This window comes from Acetobacter zythi, from assembly GCF_963921165.1.
Taxonomy (GTDB): Bacteria; Pseudomonadota; Alphaproteobacteria; order Acetobacterales; family Acetobacteraceae; genus Acetobacter.
This window is the reverse complement of the sequence record NZ_CAWUEO010000023.1, coordinates 97,107-115,551: the sequence shown is the minus strand read 5'-3', so window position 1 is coordinate 115,551 and position 18,445 is coordinate 97,107. Positions and strand designations below refer to the sequence as shown.

20 protein-coding genes, 1 other RNA gene and 1 pseudogene are annotated in these 18,445 nt (G+C 59.7%); 14 read left to right on the top strand and 8 right to left on the bottom strand.

The features are described from left to right. Window positions 1–113: 113 nt before the first annotated feature. Window positions 114–491: an ATP-dependent Clp protease adapter ClpS gene (clpS, locus tag AABE20_RS09165; protein WP_165991040.1), complete on the bottom strand. Its 378-nt coding sequence runs from the start codon at window positions 489–491 to the stop codon at window positions 114–116. Window positions 492–807: 316 nt separating this feature from the next. Here clpS and AABE20_RS09160 point away from each other — a divergent pair, with 316 nt between their 5' ends. The 3 genes from AABE20_RS09160 to ggt all read left to right on the top strand — a co-directional run bounded on the left by AABE20_RS09160 (window position 808) and on the right by ggt (window position 4,661). Beyond that, the gene (locus AABE20_RS09160) at window positions 808–1,941 is read left to right on the top strand and encodes a D-alanyl-D-alanine carboxypeptidase family protein (protein WP_338332953.1); all 1,134 of its coding nucleotides are present in this window, start codon (window positions 808–810) and stop codon (window positions 1,939–1,941) included. A 114-nt stretch (window positions 1,942–2,055) separates the two neighbouring features. Beyond that, window positions 2,056–2,856, top strand: a complete 801-nt coding sequence (map, locus tag AABE20_RS09155; protein ID WP_338332770.1) for a type I methionyl aminopeptidase — start codon at window positions 2,056–2,058, stop codon at window positions 2,854–2,856. 5 nt (window positions 2,857–2,861) lie between these two features. Next, window positions 2,862–4,661, top strand: a complete 1,800-nt coding sequence (gene ggt / locus AABE20_RS09150; RefSeq protein WP_408740832.1) for a gamma-glutamyltransferase — start codon at window positions 2,862–2,864, stop codon at window positions 4,659–4,661. Window positions 4,662–4,682: 21 nt separating this feature from the next. Here ggt and AABE20_RS09145 read toward each other — a convergent pair whose 3' ends face one another. Beyond that, the gene (locus tag AABE20_RS09145; protein WP_338332769.1) at window positions 4,683–5,732 is read right to left on the bottom strand and encodes a lysine-2,3-aminomutase-like protein; all 1,050 of its coding nucleotides are present in this window, start codon (window positions 5,730–5,732) and stop codon (window positions 4,683–4,685) included. Window positions 5,733–5,752: 20 nt separating this feature from the next. Here AABE20_RS09145 and epmA point away from each other — a divergent pair, with 20 nt between their 5' ends. The 3 genes from epmA (at window position 5,753) to AABE20_RS09130 (ending at window position 8,128) form a co-directional block, all read left to right on the top strand. Continuing rightward, window positions 5,753–6,778: an EF-P lysine aminoacylase EpmA gene (gene epmA / locus AABE20_RS09140; RefSeq protein ID WP_338332768.1), complete on the top strand. Its 1,026-nt coding sequence runs from the start codon at window positions 5,753–5,755 to the stop codon at window positions 6,776–6,778. Between the two features lie 95 nt (window positions 6,779–6,873). After that, entirely contained in the window at window positions 6,874–7,278 is a 405-nt protein-coding gene (locus tag AABE20_RS09135; protein WP_338332767.1) for a hypothetical protein, read from the top strand. Between the two features lie 73 nt (window positions 7,279–7,351). Further along, window positions 7,352–8,128, top strand: coding sequence for a fasciclin domain-containing protein (locus tag AABE20_RS09130; protein ID WP_338332766.1), 777 nt, complete (start codon window positions 7,352–7,354; stop codon window positions 8,126–8,128). Between the two features lie 56 nt (window positions 8,129–8,184). Here AABE20_RS09130 and AABE20_RS09125 read toward each other — a convergent pair whose 3' ends face one another. The 3 genes from AABE20_RS09125 to AABE20_RS09115 are packed head-to-tail and all read right to left on the bottom strand — an operon-like array spanning window position 8,185 to window position 10,234. Continuing rightward, window positions 8,185–8,769 (bottom strand): thiamine phosphate synthase, encoded by a 585-nt coding sequence (locus AABE20_RS09125; RefSeq protein WP_338332765.1) that lies wholly within the window; start codon window positions 8,767–8,769, stop codon window positions 8,185–8,187. 38 nt (window positions 8,770–8,807) lie between these two features. Beyond that, on the bottom strand, window positions 8,808–9,722 hold the full coding sequence (locus AABE20_RS09120) for a class I fructose-bisphosphate aldolase (RefSeq protein WP_025827857.1): 915 nt from the start codon (window positions 9,720–9,722) through the stop codon (window positions 8,808–8,810). Further along, entirely contained in the window at window positions 9,719–10,234 is a 516-nt protein-coding gene (locus AABE20_RS09115; RefSeq protein WP_338332764.1) for a hypothetical protein, read from the bottom strand. Before AABE20_RS09115 ends, AABE20_RS09120 begins: the two co-directional genes overlap by 4 nt. Window positions 10,235–10,289: 55 nt before the next feature. On the opposite strand from AABE20_RS09115, the gene AABE20_RS09110 reads away from it, so the two are divergent. The 5 genes and pseudogenes from AABE20_RS09110 (at window position 10,290) to AABE20_RS09090 (ending at window position 12,513) form a co-directional block, all read left to right on the top strand. After that, window positions 10,290–10,586 (top strand): hypothetical protein, encoded by a 297-nt coding sequence (locus tag AABE20_RS09110; protein ID WP_338332763.1) that lies wholly within the window; start codon window positions 10,290–10,292, stop codon window positions 10,584–10,586. A gap of 3 nt (window positions 10,587–10,589) precedes the next feature. Further along, window positions 10,590–10,796, top strand: a pseudogene (locus AABE20_RS09105) (cell division protein ZapA); the annotation flags it as partial. Window positions 10,797–10,937: 141 nt separating this feature from the next. Next, window positions 10,938–11,093, top strand: a non-coding RNA gene (gene ssrS / locus AABE20_RS09100) — 6S RNA. Then, complete coding sequence (locus AABE20_RS09095; RefSeq protein ID WP_338332762.1) at window positions 11,080–11,664, top strand: 5-formyltetrahydrofolate cyclo-ligase; 585 nt, start codon at window positions 11,080–11,082, stop codon at window positions 11,662–11,664. The genes ssrS and AABE20_RS09095 overlap by 14 nt, the downstream gene beginning before the upstream one ends. A gap of 33 nt (window positions 11,665–11,697) precedes the next feature. After that, window positions 11,698–12,513 (top strand): TIGR00282 family metallophosphoesterase, encoded by an 816-nt coding sequence (locus AABE20_RS09090; protein ID WP_338332761.1) that lies wholly within the window; start codon window positions 11,698–11,700, stop codon window positions 12,511–12,513. 70 nt (window positions 12,514–12,583) lie between these two features. Here the strand turns inward: AABE20_RS09090 and AABE20_RS09085 are convergent, their stop codons facing one another. Genes AABE20_RS09085 through AABE20_RS09075 form a run of 3 tightly spaced genes read right to left on the bottom strand, consistent with a single transcriptional unit; the run spans window position 12,584 to window position 14,934 of the window. Then, on the bottom strand, window positions 12,584–12,985 hold the full coding sequence (locus AABE20_RS09085) for an NUDIX hydrolase (RefSeq protein ID WP_338332760.1): 402 nt from the start codon (window positions 12,983–12,985) through the stop codon (window positions 12,584–12,586). Between the two features lie 3 nt (window positions 12,986–12,988). After that, the gene (locus AABE20_RS09080; protein WP_338332759.1) at window positions 12,989–13,864 is read right to left on the bottom strand and encodes a TIGR01459 family HAD-type hydrolase; all 876 of its coding nucleotides are present in this window, start codon (window positions 13,862–13,864) and stop codon (window positions 12,989–12,991) included. Continuing rightward, window positions 13,861–14,934: a quinone-dependent dihydroorotate dehydrogenase gene (locus AABE20_RS09075; protein ID WP_338332758.1), complete on the bottom strand. Its 1,074-nt coding sequence runs from the start codon at window positions 14,932–14,934 to the stop codon at window positions 13,861–13,863. The genes AABE20_RS09080 and AABE20_RS09075 overlap by 4 nt, the downstream gene beginning before the upstream one ends. Window positions 14,935–15,098: 164 nt before the next feature. On the opposite strand from AABE20_RS09075, the gene AABE20_RS09070 reads away from it, so the two are divergent. The 3 genes from AABE20_RS09070 (at window position 15,099) to AABE20_RS09060 (ending at window position 18,434) form a co-directional block, all read left to right on the top strand. Next, window positions 15,099–15,698: a hypothetical protein gene (locus AABE20_RS09070; RefSeq protein ID WP_338332757.1), complete on the top strand. Its 600-nt coding sequence runs from the start codon at window positions 15,099–15,101 to the stop codon at window positions 15,696–15,698. 172 nt (window positions 15,699–15,870) lie between these two features. Further along, window positions 15,871–16,950 carry a DNA polymerase IV gene (gene dinB / locus AABE20_RS09065; protein WP_338332756.1) on the top strand — a complete coding sequence of 360 codons (1,080 nt, stop codon included), beginning with the start codon at window positions 15,871–15,873 and terminating at the stop codon, window positions 16,948–16,950. Between the two features lie 431 nt (window positions 16,951–17,381). Then, the gene (locus tag AABE20_RS09060) at window positions 17,382–18,434 is read left to right on the top strand and encodes a transporter (RefSeq protein ID WP_338332755.1); all 1,053 of its coding nucleotides are present in this window, start codon (window positions 17,382–17,384) and stop codon (window positions 18,432–18,434) included. The last annotated feature ends 11 nt before the right edge of the window (window positions 18,435–18,445 follow it).

The following is an 18,445-nucleotide window of genomic DNA, read 5'->3' as shown; positions in this document are numbered from 1 at the left end:
AAAGGCGAATACAGCGCCATAACAATGGCTATCGGTTCGAGCGCGCGTACGCTCAAACACACCGGAACAGTGGCAGGGGACAGACCTTGGTAGTGGGGGCTTACGACCCCGGTTCAGTCTTTTTCTATGGTGCACTGCAAGGGGTGCTGGTTCTGGCGCGCAAGGTCCATGACCTGAGAGACTTTGGTCTCCGCCACTTCGTATGTGAACACACCACACACGCCCACGCCTTTACGGTGGACATTCAGCATGATGTCCGTTGCCTCATCCCGATTCTTTTGGAAAAACCGCTCCAGAACGTACACCACAAATTCCATGGGCGTATAATCATCGTTCAGCATGAGCACTTTGTACATGGCGGGTTTGCGGGTTTTGGGCTTGGCGCGCACCACCACGCCAATTTCCACATCATCCCGATCCGAATCCGTTCCCTCATCACGCCGCGACGGCCCGTTGCCTGTATGCAGAACAGGGAAATGAAACGAGGCCATAGCAACCAGACTCCCAAGGCAGGGTGAAAAACGTGAGGTGTTCCTTACCACCATATTGGCAAAGCCAAAGTACAATAAAAGTGGCAAGAGTGACAGAATAGCTGGTGTGCGCGGCCAAAATGGACCCATGCGCCATATTTATGCCACACACTGCCACAACATGGCTAAAGGGACCGGGTACGGAATATTTGGATTCCATGCCTCCGGGTTCCAGTTTTTTGCCGCCATGCTCTTGCGATTCCTAACAGTAGGCGGAATAGTGCTCCATACGGCACAGGTGGGGGTAGCAGTGGCAAACAAACCGGCGTTACGGCAGATGGCGGAACACAACAGACTAACGTCTGGCAGCACAAAAAATCTGCGTTTGCGTAAATGGACAGCACTGCTTGCCGGTGTAACGCTTGCCGCCTTTACAACCGCCAGCCATGCCCATGCCCAGTATGCCGGGCAGATCAGCTCCATTGTCATGGATGCCAATACCGGGGCCGTTCTCTCCCAGACCGACCCGGACCTGCGCCGCTACCCGGCCAGCCTGACAAAGCTGATGACCCTGTACATGACCTTCAACGCACTGCGCGCTGGAGCCATATCGCTCACCCAGTCCGTGCCCGTTTCCATTCACGCATCCACTATGGAACCCTCCAAGCTTGGTCTGGTTCCCGGCTCCCGGCTAACAGTTGAGCAGGCGGTGCTGGCACTGGTCACCAAATCCGCCAACGATGCCGCCTGCGCGCTGGGCGAGCTGATTGGTGGTGGCAGCGAACCCCAGTTCGCCGCAATGATGACCCAGCAGGCCCATGCCATTGGCATGTCCAAAACCCTGTTCCGCAATGCCTCGGGCCTGCCAGACCCGGACCAGATGACCACCGCGCGGGATCTGGCGACCCTCGGCCGCCGCCTGATTGCCGATTTTCCTGAATATTACCACTACTTCGCTACACCTGCCTTCCGCTTTCATGGCCGCTATATTCCCAACCATAACCCCATGCTCAAGGTCTATGCCGGGGCAGATGGTATGAAAACGGGATACACGCAAGAAGCCGGGCGCAACCTTGTCACCTCCGCCCTGCGGGACAATGTGCGGCTGGTTGGTGTGGTCATGGGGGCATCCAGCAACACCCAGCGCTCTCTGGTCATGGCCAACCAGCTTGACCACGGGTTTGATGCCGAAGGTGTGGCCCCTGTGGCCCGCCCGCTTATTGTGGCGCAGGCAGCCAGCAGCCAGCGCCACCGCAGCCACCGTGGTGCGCTGATCATGGCGGCCGCCAACCACCGGCACTCCCCGCTTGAAGTGGCGGAAGCCCCCACCACGCGCCGCCGCCATGCGGCCATTACCAATGTCAGCCACGGCCACCATGCAACGGTTATCGGGGCCAAGGTTCACACCATTTCCACCCCGACCATCCGCCGCAGCACAACGCGGCATAATGCCGCACACAACCGCACCTAAGCATTTTATGGCTATTTAGGCGGTCCGTTATAACCAAAGCGGGTTGCCTTTGTGGCCTGCACTCTTCATCTTGCTGCTTTCTCAAAAGCACCAACAACGATGAGGAAGTGCAGAATGGCGGGCAGAGGCGGAATCGTTCTCCATACCGAAGAAGACTTCAAAAGCCTGCGTGCGGCGGGCCAACTGGCCGCCGCTACGCTGGATATGATTACGCCTTACGTCAAACCCGGCGTAACCACGGGCGAACTGGACCGCATTATTCATGCCTACACGCTTGAGCACGGCGCCACACCCGGCCCACTGAACTACCGTGGCTACCCAAAGTCATGCTGTATTTCGGTCAATCATGTTGTGTGCCACGGCATTCCGGGGGACCGTCCCCTGATTGAGGGCGATATTGTCAATATTGACGTTACCCCCAAACTGAACGGATGGTTTGGAGATACCAGCCGCATGTACACCGTGGGCAAGGTGTCCATTAAAGCGGCCAAGCTGATCACCACCACCTATGAAAGCCTGATGCGCGGTATTGAAGTTGTGCGCCCCGGTGCAACGCTGGGCGATATTGGGTACGCCATTCAGAACCATGCCGAAAAACACCGCTACTCCATTGTGGAAGATTTTTGCGGCCATGGCATCGGGCAGGTTTTTCATGCCGAACCGAACATTCTGCATTACGGTCGCCCCGGCGAAGGTATGAAGCTGAAGGCAGGCATGGTGTTTACCATTGAACCCATGCTCAATATTGGCAAACCTGAAGTAAAAATTCTTGAAGACGGCTGGACCGCAGTCACCCGCGACCGCTCCCTGTCCGCCCAGTTTGAACATATGCTGGCAGTAACCCAGACGGGGTACGAAATTTTCACCCGCTCCCCCGCTGGTTACGACTGCCCACCCTACCCAACCGAAGGATAAGCGCCATGCAGGCCGCCCCCACCACGCTTTCCTCCCTTGTTGTGCGTCACGTGGTGCTGGCGGCTTTTTGCCTGAGTGCTGTGGGCATGGGCTTGCCCGCATACGCCGCACCAGTAGCCGACCCGTTGGCCTATGGTACCGCACCGTCCGCAACAGGGTCTGTTGCGGCTCCGGTGGCGGGGCAGCATGGCATGGCGGTGTCCGCCCAAAGGCTGGCGTCCGAGGTTGGGGCGCGTATTCTGGCCAAAGGCGGTAACGCAGCCGATGCGGCTGTGGCCATGGGGTATGCGCTGGCTGTTGTTTACCCTGCAGCGGGTAATCTGGGAGGTGGTGGGTTTATGATGCTCCGCCCACCGGGTCAGCCGTCGATCTTTTTCGATTTTAGGGAAAAAGCACCACAGGCCGCAACGCCTGAGATGTTTTTGGACAGCAAAGGCAATGTCATTCCCGACCTGTCCGTTCTGGGCTGGAAGTCCGTTGCCGTGCCCGGCACGGTTGCCGGGCTGGAGGCTGTGCACAAGCGCTGGGGCCACCTGCCACGCAAGGTCGTTATGGAACCCGCCATAGCACTCGCGCGCAACGGATTTGTGCTGGAGGAAGGAGATGTGCAACTCCTGAACACCTCTACCGCCGCCTTTGCCAAAGACCCCTTTGCGCGCAAAATTTTTCTGCGCCCCGATGGCTCCCCCCTCCAGCCCGGTGACAGACTGGTGCAAACAGAGCTGGCCCATTCGCTGGAGCTGATCGCGCAGAACGGGGCGGATGCTTTTTACAAAGGGCCGATTGCCGCCAGTATTCTGGCTCAGTCCAAAGCCCATGGCGGCATTTTGCAGGCTGAGGATTTTGAACGCTACCAGCCCCGCGAACTGGCCCCCATAAGCTGCACCTACCGTGGGTTACTGGTGGAAACAGCGCCCCCCCCCAGTGCTGGCGGCATAGCCCTGTGCGAAATGCTGGAAATTCTGGCCGGATATGACATGCACGCCCTTGGCCTGCACACAGCCCCCGCCCTCCAGCACGAAATAGAAGCCATGCGCCACGCCTATTCCGACCGGCGAGACCTTGGCGACCCGGCTTTTGTGCACAACCCGGTCAGCAGCCTGCTGGATCCGGCCTATATTGCCAGCGTGCGTGCGCATATCCCCTCCGACCGGGCCGTCCCTTCCGCCGACCTGCGCGCAGGCGTGGCCTCGCCCGAAAAGCTGGAGACCACCCAGTTTTCGGTTATTGACCAAAGCGGCTTTGCCATTTCCACCACCTATACGCTCAACGGCTGGTTTGGCGCCAAAGTCATGGGGGGAGATACCGGGATTGTCATGAATGACGAGATGGATGATTTTTCCATCAAACCCGGTGCGCTCAATATGTTTGGTATTCCCGGCAGTGCGGCAAACGCCATTGCACCGGGCAAAACGCCACTCTCCTCCATGGCGCCCACCATAGTCTCACGCAATGACAAGCCGGTCATGGTCATTGGTAGCCCCGGCGGGTCGCGCATTCCCACCATTGTGCTCTCGGTTATTCTGGGTGTGGTGGATTATGGGCTGAACATCCAGCAGGCCATAGACCTGCCCCGGCTGCACGAACAGTGGATGCCACAAAGTGTGGAGGTGGAGGCAAACGCCCTGACCCCGCAGGTGCAGCAAACACTGGAGCAGGAAGGGTACAGCTTTGTCCTGCATGCGCCATGGGGCATTCCCGAAGGGATTCTGGTCGGTGGCCCTAGCCTGAACAGCCACGGACCTGCACGCTTTTATGGCGGGTCCGACCACCGCCACCCCGGCGGAGCGGCCATAGGGGAGTAACCCTCCCCTAAGCCACGCTCCCTACAGGCGGTCCAGATTATGGGTGGTTCCTTGTGGGTCGCGCACCTGCCGGTTGCTCACAATATAGTCCGGCCCAAGGGGCACCTTGCCGTACCCGCCGGGAATATCCAGCACGTAAATGGGCCAAGCCAGCCCCGTAACCCGCCCGCGCAGCCCCGCCAGCAGGCGTTGCCCCTCCTCCACCGGCACATGAAAATGTGCCGTACCCGGAGCGGGGTCGAGCTGGTGCAGGTAGTACGGGCGCATACGGTTTTCCACCATGGCGCGGAACAGGCCTTCCAGCGCGTCCTCGCTATCATTCACACCGCGTAGCAGAACCGACTGCCCAAGCAGGGGAATGCCACGGCGGGCAATACTGCGCAGGCTGCTGCGCGCGGCTGGGGCCATTTCCCGCGCATGGTTGATGTGCACGGCCATCCACATGGCTTTTTCTGTTTCCAAAGCGTCCAGCAGTGCGTCCGTCACACGTTCGGGGGCGGCAACCGGCACGCGCGTATGCACCCGAATGGTGGTCACATGCGCCATGCCCGAGAGGGCCTGCACAATTTCCCCCAACCTCCGGGGCGAAAGCATGAGCGGGTCACCCCCGGTCAGAATAACCTCGCGGATCTGGTCATGCGCGCGCAGCCAGTCCAGCGCGCGGCTCAGGGCTTCTTCATCCAGCACGCCGCCATCTGGTCCCACATGCTCACGCCGGAAGCAGAATCGGCAGTATAACGGGCACACCAGCAGGGGTTTCAGCAACGCCCGGTCCGCATAACGGTGCACAATGCCGGGCACGGGGGAGAGGGCGTCATCCCCTATCGGGTCGGACCGTTCTTCGGGGGCGACCACCAGTTCTTGGGTGGAGGGCACAACCTGCACCCCGATCGGATCATCCGGGGTTTGCATAAGGGCCGCAAAAGCTGGCGGTATGGCTGTGGCGTAATGCCGGGCAATGGCGTGCAGGTCCGCCTTCTGCTCAGGCGTGGCCATACCGGCGGCAATCAGTTCATCTGGGGTGCGCAGCGTTCGGCTGGTCGCAAAAGGGGGCTTGACCGGGGAAGACATGTACCGGCTCTACTCTGCCCATGTCTGTGTCTGCAACATCTCATCTGCCTTCTGGTGGTCCGGACCCTGAGCGTATTCGTGACCGGCTGCCATTTTTAATCCGCCGCAACCTGACCTTGCGCGGCGTACGCGCTTTTCTGGAAGCCCGCGGCTGCGTGGAGGTGGAAACCCCGTGCGCCGTGCCCGTACCGGGGGAGGAAGTGCATTTACTGCCCTTCCAGACCGAGCGGGAAACACCCGATGGCCTCCGCCAGACGCTGTTCCTGCACACAAGCCCCGAATTTGCCATGAAGCGCATTGTAGCGGCCACCGGGCTGCCGCTGTTCCAGTTTGCGCGCGTCTGGCGCAATGGCGAGGCCAGCGGCACCCATGCTCCCGAATTTACCATGCTGGAATGGTACCGCCCCAACATGGCCCTATCCGGCCTGATGGACGAGACCGAAGCCCTGCTTAAAGCCGTGCTCCCCCCCAGCGTGCCCCGCAATGCCTGCACACTGGACCTGAGCCTGCCATTTGAGCGGCTGAGTATGGAAGAGGCCTTTTGCCGCCATGCGGGCGTTGACCTCCTGCCCACACAGGGCAACGCACAGGCACTGGCCAATGCCGCAGGCTGCTCCTTGCGCGATGGTGAGCAGTGGGAAGACCTGTTTTTTCGTTTATTGCTGGAGCGAATCGAGCCAGCCATTGGCCAGACACGCCCCACATTTTTAACGCACTGGCCTGCCAGTCAGGCGGCCCTTGCCCGCAAGGACCCCACTGACCCGCGTGTCGCCCTGCGTTTTGAGCTGTACGCAGCGGGCATGGAACTGGCCAACGCGTTTGAAGAACTGACTGACCCAGTGGAACAACGCCAGCGTTTTGCACAAGACAGGGCCGAACGCCGCCAGCTTTACCCCACCCGCCCCACATGGCCCATGGACGAAAAACTGCTCCACGCCCTGCCCCACATGCCCCCCTGTTCGGGCATTGCACTAGGTTTTGACCGGCTGGTTATGCTGGCCAGCGGGGCACGCCATATACAGGATGTCTTGTGGATACAGGATTAGTCTGCAACATTTACCCTCAACAGGTGTTTTTTGCTCATCTTCCACCAGTACGATGAATACCGCAGGCGTATTCCACCAAGGGGCAAGTCGGTGCCATGACATACGCAAACAAACTTTTACTGGTCGGGCTTCTGGCCCTCACCGCCTGCCAGGTTCCCAGCCCGCAGGAACGCCGCAAACTCGATTCCATGATCGGGCGGCCAACTGTGGACGTTATCCGGACCTTTGGCGTGCCAACGCGCCAGTTCACCACAGGGGATCACACCTTTCTGGCCTACATCACGCAGGAGACCGACTACACCACCATGCCCATGGGCGGTGGCTGGGGGTATGGTCCGGGCTGGGATGGCGGTTGGGGCTACGGTGGCTGGGGAGGCTGGGGTGGTTATGGCGGAGGCTGGGGCGGCATGAGCACGGCCTACACCTATAGCTGCCAGACCAACTTTGAACTGGTGAATGGGGTTGTCATCAGTTGGACCATGCGTGGTGACGGCTGCTAGGCCAACCACACGATGCTGTGCCTCCTGACCCGTCCTTAGTTCCCTTTATGCCATGACCTTTCAGGAGGCCCGCTTGCTTTCCCATCCACCCCGCCATGCCCCCTTGCGGCGGCATGGATTTTTGGCGCTGCGTGCACTCATGCTGGCAGGCATGAGTGTGTTGGGTGGGTGCCAGCAAAGCCCCGCTCGGCAGGACACATATTTAACGCCCATTTCTACCTGTGCGTATATGATGCCAACAGTCTCTGGCACACGCACCTACACACGTGGGCGTAGCGGCCCGTCTGGCGCCACAACCAACCAGCCAAACCCGGTGGATAGCGCCGTGGCTTACAGCAACCCGCAAACGCCAGCCTTTTGCGACCGCCCGCTATCAGACACGCTCCGCAATTCCATAGAACTGGCAGACTACACCCATCTGCTGGACAGCACTGGTCTGTTTGCCACCTTGCAGCAAGCTGGCCCCTTTACGGTTTTTGCCCTGCCCAACGCTGCGCTGGAAACCTATAACGCGCAGAATAAGGACCGGCTCCTGAACCCAGCCAACACCAGTGCTGTGCGCACAATGCTGGGCTATACGATTGTAACTGGCAAATGGCCCCACAAGGCTTTACGCGCAGCAGTGGATGCAGCCCCCGGTCACAGCCTGTCTCTCCCGACCCTGAGCGGGCGGAACCTGAGCGTCTGGCTGGACCCACAAACCGATCAGATCATGGTGGGCACACCCCATGGGCCAAGCAGCCAGTTGTGGGTGATGGGAATCCCGCAATCCAATGGTGTGCTGTATTTTACCCGCTCGCTGGTTCTACCACCCACGGAGCAGACGGCTCCGCTTTCCAGCACCCCTTAAATACGGGTGGGGCTATGCCTGCGCCACGCAAGGGGCAGGTTTTTGTGGTGGGGAGCTTAAAGCGCCCAGGGGGCCGGGTCATCCCACCATGAGGTGTCGGGCATAACAAAGTCCACATCACACCCGGCCAAAGCACTGGCCTGTTCTGGGGTGCCTGCAAAAGCCACGGCGGGCAGTTCCATCATCATGCACCACCACTGGGCCAGAGCCTGCACGGCTTGTGCCTGTTCCGCCCCGTCTGGGGCATCGGGGGCAAAGTAGACGTAATCCGCCCCTTCTTCGCCCGCACGCATGGCATCGTCACGGCTGCTGCCAACGGCAACACCAAGTTGCAGTTCATCCCCAATCTGGCGACGCACATCACGCACACTGGCAGCCGTATAGGACCGGGACAGATGGACCCCATCGCACCCGGTCTGTACCGCCAGTTCCGGCGCATCTTCGAGCATAAGGGCAATACCCTTATGCTGGACGAGCGGGCGGATAGCCTCGACCATAGCTGTGGCGGCAGCAGGGGCTACCCCACCACTCAGGCGCAGCAGCAGAGCAGCTGGCTGATGGTGGGCCAGACGCTGCTCAAGCACAGGCAAAAATGCATCGGCGTGCAAAAGTGCAGGTGTTGCAAGATAAAGTTCCGACACTGCGGCTATCCTTCCCGCACAATGCGCGCCTGCATGACTCAGTTCTTGAAGATGGTGATGATCTGGTCGAGCAGAGCCAGCGCTTCCGCCTTGGGCCGCTGGAACACGTTACGACCGATAATGGAGCCAAAGCCGCCACCGTCATGAATACCCTGAATGGTGGCCAGCAGGTTGTCCGTGCCGGTGTGTTCACCACCAGAGAAGATCACAATCCGGCGGCCAGCAAAGCTGGACTGCACAACATGGTTGATGCGCGCGGCAAGGGTTGCCACATCCACCTTGTTCTTTTCATACACAGGCTTGCAGGCATCAAGTGCCACAACATCGGTCGGTGGTTTGACCTTGATGATGTGCGCACCACACAGTGCTGCCATATGGGCGGCATAGGCGCAAACGTCCACTGCGGTTTCGGCCTTTTTGTCCAGCACCGGACCGCGCGGGTAGCTCCACGCAATAACGGCCAGACCAACAGACTTGGCTTCAGCGGCCAGTTCGCGCAGCTCTTCCATCTGGTCGAAGCAGTATTCGGAACCGGGGTAAATGGTAAAGCCAATGCCCGCGCAGCCCAGACGCAGCGCATCCGCCACGGTGCCGGTAACGGCCTGATCTTTTTCAGTCGCAAGGCTGTTGGAACTGTTGCACTTGAGAATAAGCGGAATTTCGCCCGCAAAGGTCGCAGCGCCACATTCCAGCATGCCCAGAGGGGCCGCGTAACCGCTCAGCCCGGCTTCAATCGCGAGCTGGAAGTGGTAGTGCGGGTCGTAAGCGGCCGGATTGGCGGCGAAAGAGCGGGCTGGACCATGCTCAAACCCCTGATCCACCGGCAGAATGACCATTTTGCCGGTTCCACCCAGCTTACCTGCGTTAAGCAGACGGGCCAGATTGGTCTTTGTACCGGGGTTATCGCTCTCATACTGATTGAGAATAGCCTTAACCTTCGGGGTCAACGTCATGTGGAACAGTCCTTCTTTTGCCTTGTGTCCGGCACATTATTTTCCGGATGCTGGTGTTGGCAATAACCGTGGGCGAAATACCCGACAAGAGACGATGTGGCACTTAACGGCATGATAAGGTTAAATGATGGCGGGCGTTGTGACAGAAGTGTGGCGTTTTGCTGTGCGTACAAGGCCCGGATCGTCTCGTATTGTGGGTTTTGCGGGCACAGAATGGCAGCTTGCTGGCCACAACGCAACGCCATGAGCGCACCTGCTGGCGTACTGTCACAATCCAGCACATGCACAAAGGCCCGTCTGGCCGATTCTGCCACGCTGCCCATTAAGGCACGCCACCAGCCAGCCCCCATATACGCCGCAGCACCGGAGGGCGAAAGCAGGCCAACACATCCGCCATACTCCGCCCTGTCCGCCGCAGCCAGAGCCATGTGTGCGCCCGCATGGTCATACACGCACACATAGCGGATACACGCGGGAGAAGATGAGAAAAGTGGCCTGTTTTCCGTGAGCATGCTTGACGCGATCGCTTTTGCGGGTGATTCCTTACCCCAAGAGAAGGGAAAAGGAATGCAGGATCAAGACGTGGAGCCGCACTCACCCCAAGGCAACAGCTATGCCAGCATGCACACCCGCGCAAGACCTGCGGAAGAGTCCATCACCCGTCTGGACCGTGCGTTGCAACGCATTTCCTTTGCTCTTGATAAGCAGCAGCAGAAAAAACAGACCCGTCCGGAAACCAACCAGCAGGAACTGCTGGCCAACATAGACGCGCTGATCATGCGCGTGCGTGATGTGCTGGACCAGACGGCCCAAACCACACCCGGCCATGACCCGCACCCGCCCCGGCATGAGGAAGAGAACTGACCCATGGCGCTTGTATCGGTTCATATTAACGGCCACAGCTACACTGTTGGGTGCGAGAACGGGCAGGAGCGCCACGTTCAGGCCATGGCGCATCAGGTGGAACGCCGTGTGCAGCAGGTCCGCAATCTGGGCTTTAGTGGCGAGACCCGCCTGCTGGTGCTGGCCGCCCTTTTGATGGCGGACGAAATTCAGGACCTTTCCGGCAACAGGGTGCCCGAGAGCACGGCCATGGCCGCACTGGAGGCCGAACGCCTGCGTGCGGAGCTGGCCCTGACCAACAACCGGCTGGCCGATCTGGCAGACACTGCGGAATCTCTTGCAGCGGAGATAGAGCGCGCCTACATAGAAGAGGCGGGGCTGCCCGACGCGTGAGGCAAGTCATCCCCTGGGCCGATAAGCACTTCCTAGGGAGCTGGCTCTGTTGTGGCCCTGGTCACATTACCCGGCGCCCACCTGCACTAGCAGGTCCTGGAGGTTGAAAGACCCACGGTCCATGGTGGCTCCGCACAGTCCCCCCCCATGCAATGACCCACCTGATATTGCCCTGCGCAAAAAAGCCCTGCGGGTTCAGTGCGTAGCGGCTTTGCGCGCGCGTGACGTTGAGCGCGATCAGGGAATTATCCACCGGCTTGAACCGTTGCTGCGCGCGCACACCGGCCCCATTGCCTGTGTGTGGCCCCTCCCGCACGAGGTGGACCTGCGCCCCCTGTGCCACACGCTGGCGCAAGCGGGCATACCTGTTGTGCTGCCCCAAACACCCCCACGCGGCGCGCCACTGGTTTTTCGGCACTGGCGCCCCGACTCCACCATGCTGGCAGGCCGCTTTGGCACCCACTACCCCGATGGCCCGATTATGGAACCCGGCCTTGTGCTGGTCCCCCTGCTGGGGTTTGACCGCGCAGGCAACCGCCTTGGCTATGGAGGTGGATATTACGACCGCACACTGGCCGCCCTGCCCCACGCGGCAAGGATAGGCTATGCTCCCTCCACACAGGAGGTGGCGCACCTTCCCTGCGGCCCCCATGACCAGCCCCTGAACTGCATTGTAACCGAAAAGGAGGTTATTCGTTTTGGCTAACCCACCCCCCCACACAGCGCGAAGGACCCGCGCGTGAGAATTCTGTTTTTGGGCGATATTGTCGGCCGCACCGGGCGCGATGGCGTGCTCTCGCGCCTGGGCGCCCTGCGCGCGCAGCTTGGGCTGAACCTTGTGGTGGTCAATGCGGAAAACGCAAGCCACGGTTTTGGGCTTTCTCCCGCCATTGCCACCACTCTGCTGCAAAGTGGGGTAGATGTTATTACACTGGGCAACCACGCATGGGACCGCCGCGACCTGATCGGCCATATTGATGGCGAACCCCGCATTATCCGCCCGCTTAACTACCCCCCCGCAACCCCCGGTCAGGGGAGCGTGCTTGTCGCACTGGCCGATGGGCGCAAGGCGCTGGTGGTCAATGTGATGGGGCGGCTGTTCATGGACCCGCTGGATGACCCCTTCCGCTGCACAAACGAACTGCTGACCAAGCACCGCATGGGGGCCACGGTGCATGCCATTGTGGTGGATATCCATGCCGAAGCCACCAGCGAAAAATGGGCTTTTGGCCATATGCTGGACGGCAGGGTATCGCTTGTTGTGGGCACCCACACCCACACCCCCACCGCCGACCACCGCATTCTGGCCGCAGGCACGGCCTTCCAGACCGATGCAGGCATGTGTGGGGACTACAACAGCGTGATCGGCATGACCAAGGAACCCGCTGTTGCCCGCTTTGTGCGCAAAATGCCCGGCGAGCGGCTCCAACCCTCGGAAGGGGAAGCCACGATCTGCGGTATTATGGTGGAAACGGACGATGCAACCGGTCTGGCCCGCCGTCTGGCCCCTTTGCGGCAGGGCGGACTGCTGGCCCCAACCATGCCCGATTTCTGACAACCCGGCACACACGGTCATATCTGCAAAAATTCCCCCCGCCGCATTGACTGCGGGCGGGGGATAAAACCTACTTCGCCAGCGTGTGAAACGCCTGCACGGCAACCTGTGTGGCTATGGTTAGCGGATGCGGCAGGGCGTCCAGTGCAAACCACCCCAGACCATCGTGCTTATGGGGTTCGCACACATACGGCTCTCCCTGCACTGGTCCAGTCCTGTAGACAGGGGCGACCCAGTGCGTGCCTGCCGCGCGGTCAATCTGGTCCACCACGCACAACAGGGGACCGGCCTGTAGCTCCAGCCCGACCTCCTCACGCACTTCACGCATGGCGGCGTGTGCTGTGGTTTCAAACGGGTCTACCTTGCCGCCGGGCAACCCCCAGCACCCGACCTCGGGTGCTTTGGTACGACGGATCAGCAGCACGCATCCATCACGCAGGATAAACGCACCACACCCGACCGCTGGCAGCATGGGCTACCACACCAGCCGGTGCACGGCAGCCGTTGGGCGCAAACCCGCCGCACTGGCCTCGGCCGTGGCCAATGCCATGTCGTTCCCGATCATTTCCTGATGGATGCCACCCAGAATCCACAGACTGTCCACACCCACGGCCGCAGCACCTTTAATATCGGTTCCCAAGGCATCCCCAATAGCCAGAATGCGCGCGCGGGGAACATCCAGCATGTCAAACACGGGCTGGTACACACCGGGGTATGGCTTGCCAATCCAGCGGACATCGCCCCCCTGTTCGGCGTAGAATGCCGCCAGAGCACCCGCGCAGATCTGCCGGTTCCCCCCCTTGACCACTACCCGGTCCGGGTTGGCGCAGATCATGGGCAGGTTGCGGGCAAGACAGGCCCGCAGTTCGGGCAGATACGGCTCCAGCGATGCTACGCCACGCTCCAGATCCGGCCCCGTGTTCATAACAAAATCGGCCTGCCCCACATCGGCCACGCACTGGATATTCAGCCCTTCGTACAGACCAAGGTCATGCACACCGCCAATATGCAGCACCCTGCTGCCAAGGCGGTCAAACCACGGGTCTGTCCTCTCCTTCATCTGGCGGTGGGTTTCCTGTCCGCTGGTCATCACCCCGTGGTACAGGCTGCGGTCTACGCCAAACCCTTCCAGTTGTGTGGCGATCACAGCAGCGGGACGCGGCGCGTTGGAGAGCATAACAACGCGCTTGCCTGCCTTATGGAGCGCCCGCAGGCACTCTATGGCGCCGGGGTATGGATTGACCCCATCATGCACAGTGCCCCACAGGTCTATAATATACCCGTCATACTGGCTGGCCAGCGCTTCCAGCCCGGCAATCTGCGGGACTGTCCAGTTCTTTGCATCGCTCACAGGTCCACCCCACGCACATCATCCAGCGTTTCTATGCCTTCAGCGCGCATGATCTGGAGCATTTCCCGCTTGAGGCGGCCGATCAGGGCCGGTCCTTCATACGCAAAAGCGGTATAGACCTGCACCAGATCAGCCCCAAGGCGGATGCGCTCCAGAATATCCCGCCCGTGTTCGATCCCCCCGCAGGAGACCAATGCCAGACGGCCTGCGGCAATGTTGGCAACAATACGCAGCATCTCGGTCGAGCGGGTGGCCAGCGGACGGCCAGAAAGACCACCGGACTCGCCCTTGTACGGGCTGCGCAGGCTGTCTGGCCGGGCCAGTGTGGTGTTGTTGATAATCAACCCCTGCGCGCCACCCTGTATGGCGGCTTCCACAATAGGAGCAATGGCGTCGTTTTCCAGATCGGGCGCCAGCTTGACCAGCAAAGGAGGGCGTTCGGCGTGGCGGGCCGCAATGGCGTCCAGAATGCCCTTAAGCTTTGCCGCATCCTGCAACCCGCGCAGGCCCGGCGTGTTGGGGGAGGATACGTTGAGCACAATATAGTTCACATACGGCTTAACCCGCGCCACAAGGGCGGGATAATCACGCTCGGGGTCGGCACCTGTTTTGTTAATGCCAATATTGGCCCCCACGGGCACACCCGCCCCACCGGCACGGCCAGATGGCAGCGGCCGGGTTAGGCGCGCAAGGCGCACGGCAAACCGGTCGATCCCCTGATTGTTAAAGCCCATGCGGTTGATAACCGCCCGGTCTTCCTCCAGCCGGAACAGGCGCGGTCTGGGGTTGCCGGGTTGTGGGCGGGGGGTCACGGTCCCGGCTTCCACAAACCCGAAGCCCAAACGGGCAAGGGGGCGCAACACGCGGGCGTTCTTGTCAAACCCTGCGGCAATGCCAATGGGGTTGGAAAACCGCATACCCAGCGCACGCGTGGCAAGGGCGGGGTCATCCTCGGGGCGTTTGAAGGGGACGGAAATGCCCAGCGTAAGGGCATCTATGGCGAACTCATGCGCTTTTTCGGGGTCAAGCTTGCGCACAAGCGGCAGGGAGAGGGATGCTAGCACTGACATGCCTTTTGTACTGCCCCAAGCCGCCCCCTAAGGAAAGAGAAAAAACCAGCCCCGTGAGCACACGATTATTCCCCAAAGTTTTACTTGCAACTGAGAGTGATTCTCATTTAATGATCCCCCATGAGCGATAGCAAGGGAGGGAGGCGCCGCCTCCGGATCACGTCATGCATCATACACCCGTCTACCTTACCGATCTGGCCGCCAGCGAACGGCTGACCCTATGGACCATCCGCCGCCTTGCTGGCGCACCACCCCCATGCGGTGCAGTGCCCGGTGCATCGGGGAGCCTGTTCCTGCCCTGCTTCCGACAGGAGTTCATGGCCGTCTCTCAGGCTTTTCAGGATGCGCTGACAGATATGGCAGCACACGAAATGCCCGCTCTGGATATTTGCGCAGGCAGCACGCTGGCCGTGACCGAAACGGAATATAATCTGCTTCTGGCAACCGAAGCCGCACAAAACGAGCGGGAAACGGACATGCAGGCACTCCTTAGCCCGCTGCTCCCCTTTGCGCGCCTGCGCCAGCGTATGGTGGCAGCCCTGACCACACTGGGTGCGTGCCTTGCCGGAGCGGGGTACTGGCTTTCGCACCATGCGGCACGTCCGTTGCAGCAGCCTGTGGCCATGCCGGGTATGAGCCGCGCCGCCTACCCCGCAACCGCCGCCCTTTCGGTCGCGCGCTGGCATGATCTGGATATGAGCGTTGCCCATTCATGGCATCATGCCTCCCCCCGCAACACTTTTGCCCCTTACAATCTGGGCTGAACAGACCCCGAATCTGGCATTAACGCCGCACCTGTTGCTTTGCCCGTCTGCTCCGTAAGGCCCAGAGGTTGGGAGCAGCCCTTGTGGCGGATCTGCCATACGCATTTGGTTTGAATGTAATCGTTCCTGTTATGTTCCATTGTAGCGCAATCCATGCCATAATGGCTGGGCCATGCCTACGCCCATACGCCGCATTATCCATATCGACATGGATGCATTTTATGCCTCCGTTGAACAACGCGACAACCCGGCCCTTAAAGGGCGACCGGTTGCCGTAGGCCATTGCCAGGAACGTGGCGTAGTTGCCGCCGCCAGCTATGAAGCCCGAAAATTTGGTGTGCGCTCGGCCATGCCCTCCCTTATTGCCCGGCGCAAATGCCCCGAACTGGTTTTTGTGCCCCCCCGGTTTGATGCCTACCGAGCGGTATCTGCCCAGATTCACGCCATTTTTGCCCGCTACACATCACTCATACAGCCCCTCTCGCTGGATGAAGCCTATCTGGACATCACCCACCCTTTACTCCGCCGCGCTTCGGCTACAGCCATTGCGGAAGAAATCCGGGCCAGTATTTTTGAACAGACCGGGCTAACAGCCTCTGCCGGAGTGTCCTACAATAAGTTTCTGGCCAAGCTGGCATCGGACCACCGCAAGCCCAATGGACTGTTTGTTATTCCGCCGGGGATGGGGGAATCCTTTGTGGCCCCTTTGCCGGTAGGCACGTTCCACGGTATTGGCCCAGCCACGGCCCGGCGTATGAATGGTCTGGGCATTCATACCGGGGCGGACCTGCGCGCCTGTGCGCTGGATATTCTCAAACACCATTTTGGCAAGGCCGCCACGTTCTACCACGGGATTGCCCGTGGGGTGGACGACCGCCCCGTTGACGCCAACCGTCCACGCAAATCTTTGGGTAAGGAAACAACTTTTCTGCAAGATCTGCATGCCGAGGCCGACCTTGCACAGGCTATGAACACACTTGTCGCGCAGGTCTGGGCGGGCTGCCTGAAGCGCGAACTCAGCGGGCGCACAGTCACGCTCAAACTCCGCCATGCGGATTTTACACAGCTCACACGCAGCCAGTCTTTCCCTCAGCCCATCCAAAACGAGGCCACCCTGCGTGAAGCCGGGAGCAGGCTACTTGCTCCTCTGCTCCCCCTTGCCAAGCCGGTACGGCTTTTGGGGGTATCGCTTACCGGGCTGGTTCTGCCGGGGCAGCCTGTGGCGGATCGCCAGCTTTCTCTACTGCCGTAAAGCGGAATCGCGGCATAATATGCCGCTGTATACAATACGGATAATACAACCCTAAAACCGTTTTGATATCATAATGTGTTTGCAGTAAATATTTTACCAATTCCCAAGAAATATACGGAAAATTGCAGATTATGGAAATCAATATGGCAAAAACAATAAGATGATTACATTCTGGTACACTTATTTTGATCACCCATACATCTTTACACCCACGACAATTCGGGGCAACCGATACGGTTCCAATATAAAAGACTGAACTCCTTTAAGGTTGGCGAAATGACCGTGCCCCGCTCCATGCCCCCAAAAACTGCTGCCACTGGCGCCACCACCAGAGCACAAAACCACCATGGGCCGGGTCAACAACAGAGCAACAGAGTATTTCCACCCAAAAGGCTTGGCACAGACACGCATCCCCTCGCGAGGGTCGCCTGATGCGTAAGCTGAAATATTTTTTGGCCAGCCCCCACCAGTCTGGCAACGTCCGCACTTACTTTTGTGCGTTCCTTGGTCTGCCTTTGCTCACACTTGTAACCGCCACCGCTCAGGCGGCAGATACAAACAGCAGCGCACGGGTTGAAGAGCCAAGCATACAGGAGGAAAAACCCCAGTGGTACACTGGATCCCTTGTCTCCCCCTCCGGGGCCATGACCAAAAAAGGTATGATCGCGTGGGAGCCGTACATGACCTACAGCCAGCCCGTGGGGCAGTTCAACAGCAACGGGGTCAGCCAGCCACAGCACCCACGGCAAAAGGCTGTTAGCAATTTTACGCTTTATAAATACTCCATTACAGATTCAGTCAGTATTCAGCTTACCCCCGTCATTAGCTACCGTTGGAAAAAGGGAGATAACACCAGCAGCGGTCTAAAATTTGGTGACCTGCCCGTAGACCTGATGTGGCGTTATGTGGATGCAGACCCCAAACGTTACATTCCTGCCCTAAGCATTTTTGCAGGCATGGCCATGCCCACCGGGGATTACAATAGGCTCGGTCGTGCGCAGGATGGCGTGGGCGCAGGCGCATATACATTCCGTCTGGCCCTGACCGAACAATCCACCTACACCCTGCCCGGTCAGCACGAACTGCGGCTACGTGTATGGAGCACGTTCCGCCGTGCCGTGACCACAGCGCATCTGCATGACGTAACAAGCTATGGTACATCGGCCGGTTTTAAGGGTCGGGCACAGCCGGGCATGTATGGAGAGAGCGGTTTTTCTCTGGAGTTTGGTATTAACCAGAAGTGGGTTCTAGCACTCGATCTGGCACGGGACTGGGCTAACGGCGCACATCTACGCGGCACAAATGCCACGGGCAAAAAAGTAGACAATGTGTCCGAAGCCTCTGGCGATTGGCAGATTGCCCCAGCCATTGAATATAACTGGTCGCCCCGCTTTGGGGTTATTGCGGGCGTTTCCACTTACTTTGCTGGCCACAACACTGGTTTTGACATATCACCTCAGGTGGCGTTCAACAGTGTTTTTTAACATCCAACGAA